Origin of the sequence: Brevundimonas sp., from assembly GCF_036402095.1 — a bacterium.
Classification (GTDB): domain Bacteria; phylum Pseudomonadota; class Alphaproteobacteria; order Caulobacterales; family Caulobacteraceae; genus Brevundimonas.
The window spans coordinates 1-4,094 of record NZ_DASWTO010000075.1 but is presented as its reverse complement, the minus strand read 5'-3'; the positions used below and the strand labels follow the sequence as shown (position 1 = coordinate 4,094).

4 protein-coding genes are annotated in these 4,094 nt (G+C 70.0%); 3 read left to right on the top strand and 1 reads right to left on the bottom strand.

Going from position 1 to position 4,094, the window contains the following annotated elements; translation table 11 throughout:
- The coding region (locus VGD32_RS06160; protein WP_331031024.1) for a thioesterase family protein at positions 1-837 on the bottom strand (837 nt) is incomplete at its 3' end.
- Between the two features lie 179 nt (positions 838-1,016).
- Here VGD32_RS06160 and VGD32_RS06155 point away from each other — a divergent pair.
- The 3 genes from VGD32_RS06155 (at position 1,017) to VGD32_RS06145 (ending at position 3,528) form a co-directional block, all read left to right on the top strand.
- Positions 1,017-1,520, top strand: a complete 504-nt coding sequence (locus VGD32_RS06155) for a helix-turn-helix domain-containing protein (RefSeq protein WP_331031023.1) — start codon at positions 1,017-1,019, stop codon at positions 1,518-1,520.
- A 3-nt stretch (positions 1,521-1,523) separates the two neighbouring features.
- A complete protein-coding gene (locus VGD32_RS06150) occupies positions 1,524-2,273 on the top strand; it encodes a glutathione S-transferase family protein (RefSeq protein ID WP_331031022.1) in 750 nt (249 codons plus the stop codon).
- Positions 2,274-2,346: 73 nt separating this feature from the next.
- On the top strand, positions 2,347-3,528 hold the full coding sequence (locus tag VGD32_RS06145; protein ID WP_331031021.1) for an acetyl-CoA C-acyltransferase: 1,182 nt from the start codon (positions 2,347-2,349) through the stop codon (positions 3,526-3,528).
- The last annotated feature ends 566 nt before the right edge of the window (positions 3,529-4,094 follow it).

Sequence of the window (4,094 nt, the reverse complement as noted above, 5' to 3'; positions counted from 1 at the left end):
CGTCGGCATCAGCTTGCGACGCTGGCGGACGAGGGCGATGGGGCGGCCGTCGGGGGCGTGGGCCACGCCGTCCTCGACCGCCCAGCCTCCGCCGACGTCGCGGCTTGTGAAGTGGAAGTAGGCCCAGCCGTCGGGCGAGGTTTCGGGGGTGATGTCGGTCAGCAGATCGGCGCGCAGATCGATGCTGGCGGAGATGATCGGCGGCGCGGGGAAGGCTGTGAAATAGGTCGGATAGAGGCCGTCGAGCAGGAACAGCAGCCGGGCTTCGTCGAGCGGCGCGGCGTCCACGGTCCGCATCCAGCAGCCGAGTTCGGGCGGGCCGCCGGCGTTCTCGCCGAACAGTTTCGGCCCCGCCACGAAGCGGTGCTCGATGTGCCGGGTGAACCAGGGGCCGAAAGTCGGGTCCATGGGGGTGCGGTCGAGGTCGTCGACCGGCGGGGGCGAAGCGGTCAGGGGCCTCAGCACCGGACCCTGGACGTCCCGGCCGTAAGTCCCGAGCGCCTGGATCGCGACGCGCTCTCCCTGCCCGCCCGTGACGGAGGCGTAGACCACGTTGCGGCCGCCGCGGTCGAGGACGGGACGGAAGCCGACATGATCGAACCGGGCGGCGGCGAGGTACTGGATGGTCAGGGTCTGCAGCGGCGTCTCGATGCCGAGTCCCTGGCGCATGGCTCCGGCGGCGAGTGCGGCCATCAGGCCGCCGAAGGGGGCTCCCTTATCCTGCGGCGCCGATTGGGGCGCGTTGGAGAAGCCGCCGTCCAGCCGGGCGGTGAGGCCGTCCGCGCCGTCTGGGGCGGGGGTCAGGGTCAGGGCCTCGGCCAGGGTCTGCTGGGTCATGCGTCGGGAGTATCGCGGGGAAGGAACGGGCGGAAGGCCGAAACCTTCCGCCCCAGTCGGGGACCGGGAAACGCCGCGAGCGGGTTCGCCGCGCGTCCGTAGCCAAACAAGACTGACCTAGTCCGTTCAGATTGGCAACCCTCTTGCCAAAAGCCTGACGCGGGGTCACTTTCGACCGCATGGGACGCACCGCAGACTATTCTCGCCAGAGCTGTTCGATCGCCGCGACGCTGGAAGTGATCGGCGACCCGTGGACGCTGCTGGTCATCCGCGACGCCTTCAACGGGGTCAGCCGGTTCGAGCAGTGGCAGGAGCGGCTGGGCGTGGCCCGCAACGTGCTGGCCGCGCGGCTTAAGAGCCTGGTGCAGCACGGGGTGCTGGAGCCGCACCTGTATTCGGAACGGCCCCCGCGCAACGAGTACCGGCTGACCGCCAAGGGCAAGGATTTGTACGGGGTGCTGGTCACCCTGCACGGCTGGGGCGCCAAGCACGTCTATGGCGGCGCGGACGCCGGCATCGCCATGACCCACAAGACCTGCGGTCACGAGCTGACGCCGCGCATCGCCTGTGGCTGCTGCGGTGAACTGGTCAAGCCGCGCGACATCCAGCTGAACCTGGCGGAAAACCGGCCGACCGTCGGCGAGATGATGCCGCGGGAGCGGACCGACGAAGAGGCCGCCTGAGCCATGGAGCCGGTCATCGTCGTCGGCAATCCGGTCTCGCCCTATGTCCGTAAGGTGCTGGCGGCCTGCGCCCTGAAGGGTGTCGAGGTGCAGCTGGATCCCGTCGTCGGGCTGATGGCCAATGACGACTTCGACCGCATCAGCCCGTTGCGGCGGATTCCGGTGTGGGTCGAGGGCGAGGTGGCGCTGTGCGACTCCAGCGTCATCGTCCAGTACATCGAGGAGACGCGGCCCGGGCCCTCGTTGTGGCCGGCCGATCCGGTCGAGCGGGCCAAGGCGCGCTGGCTGGAGGAGTTCGCCGACACCCGGCTGTTCGACGTGCTGGGCTGGCGGCTGTTCTTCGAAATCGCCCTGAAGCCCCGCTTCTTCGGCGAGGAGATCAACCAGGCCACGGTCGAGCACGCCCGGGACGTCGAGCTGCCCGGCATCCTCGACTATCTCGAGGGGGTGGTCCCGCAGAGCGGCTTCCTGTTCGGCGCCCTGTCGATGGCCGACCTCAGCGTGGCCCCGGCCTTCGTCAACGCCGGCGCGGTGCAGATCAATGTCGACGCCGGCCGCTGGCCCAAACTGGCGGCCTGGCTGGAGCGGGTCGAGACGGAGACGCCGCTCGGCCCGCTGAACCGGCTGGCCCGGGCTCTGATGCGCACGCCGGCCCACGCGCACCGTGATCGCCTGCCGGAGTTCGGCCTTGTGCCGGCCTCGCGCAGCTGGGCCGGAGACGCCGTGCGCCGCGGCCCGATGACGCCGCAATAGGCCGACGCTTGCACGCCGCGCGCAAAGAGCCGATCTAGCCCCCGATTTTCCAGACCCTTCCCAAGGTTCCGACATGTCCGATCCGATCGTCATCTGCTCCTTCGCCCGCACGCCCATGGGCGGCTTCCAGGGGGCGCTGTCCGGCGTGAAGGCGACCGAACTGGGCGCGGCGGCGGTGAAGGCCGCGGTGGAGCGGGCGGGGGTCGACCCGGCGAAGGTCGAGCAGATCTACATGGGCTGCGTGCTGCCGGCCGGGCTGGGCCAGGCCCCGGCGCGGCAGGCGGCGCTGGGCGCCGGCCTCGGACGCCACGTCGAGGCGACCACGGTCAACAAGATGTGCGGCTCGGGCCTGCAATCGGTGATGATGGCCTCGGACGCCCTGACCGCCGGCAGCGCCGACGTCATCGTGGCGGGCGGCATGGAAAGCATGAGCGGCGCGCCGTATCTGATGAACAAGCACCGGGCCGGGGCCCGGATCGGCCATGACGTCATCGTCGACTCGATGATGATGGACGGGCTGGAGGACGCCTATTCGCCCGGCAAGCCGATGGGCTCGTTCGCCGAGGACACGGCCGGAACCTACCAGTTCAGCCGCGAGGCCCAGGACGCCTATGCCGTTGAGAGCCTGACGCGGGCGCGGCACGCCATCGCCTCGGGCGCCTTCAAGGCCGAGATCACCCCGGTCGAGGTGACCACCCGCAAGGGCGTGGAGACGGTGGCCGAGGACGAACAGCCCGGCAAGGCCATGCCGGAGAAGATTCCGGGCCTGAAGCCGGCGTTCGCGAAGGACGGGACGATCACGGCGGCGTCCTCGGCCTCGATCTCGGACGGGGCGGCGGCCGTGGTCATGACCCGCGAGAGCGTGGCGAAGGCGCTGGGCCTGCCGATCGTGGCGCGGATCGTCAGCCATTCGGCCCACGCCCACGAGCCGGGCCTGTTCACCACCGCCCCGGTGCCGGCGATGCAGAAGGCGCTGAAGAAGGCCGGCTGGTCAGTCGAGGACGTCGACCTGTGGGAGGTCAACGAGGCCTTCGCCGTGGTGCCGATGATCGCCATGCAGGAGCTGGGCATCGAGCACAGCAAGCTGAACGTGAACGGCGGGGCGACGGCCCTGGGCCATCCGATCGGCGCCTCGGGCGCGCGGGTGCTGGCCACCCTGCTGGCGGCGCTGCAGGCGCGCGGCGGCCGAAAGGGCGTGGCCAGCCTGTGCATCGGCGGCGGCGAGGCCGTGGCCATGGCGGTGGAACTGGCCTGAGGCGCGGTTCTACCCGGGTAAAATCCGGAAACAGTGGGTGCGGAGTCGACAAGCTCGGCGCCGGAACCGGGGGGGTCAGAGTCGGCAGAGTCTACATCGGCGGAGCGGGAGAGCGGCTCCTCGGAGCGGAGCGGCGGGATGCGATTGTCAAAGACCGGCGCCTGTCGCGGCGACAGGACAGCGGCATTATGCGCCCGCCGGCTTATCCGGATGGAAGATCGGTTCTAGAATCCGTCATCTGACTGGAAACGCGGAGTTCTTTCCGCTGAACCCGCCCATAATTTCGCGGATTGCCAGCACTGCGTCTTGACCTTCCTTCTCCCCTCCGGGGGGAGAAGGCGGCTCGCGGAGCGAGACCGATGAGGGGGATGTCCGGAGCGAACTGGCAGCCGGTCGATCAAGAGCCGGCCAACCCCTCATCCGCCCCTCCGGGGCACCGTCTTCCCCCAGGGGAGAGGGAAACAGGAAGCTTGCCCCCGCGCCGCACACCCCCCGACCCTTCTCCCATGGACCTGAACCGACGCACCGCCCTGGGGCTGGCCGCCGCTGTGATGACACCGGTGTCG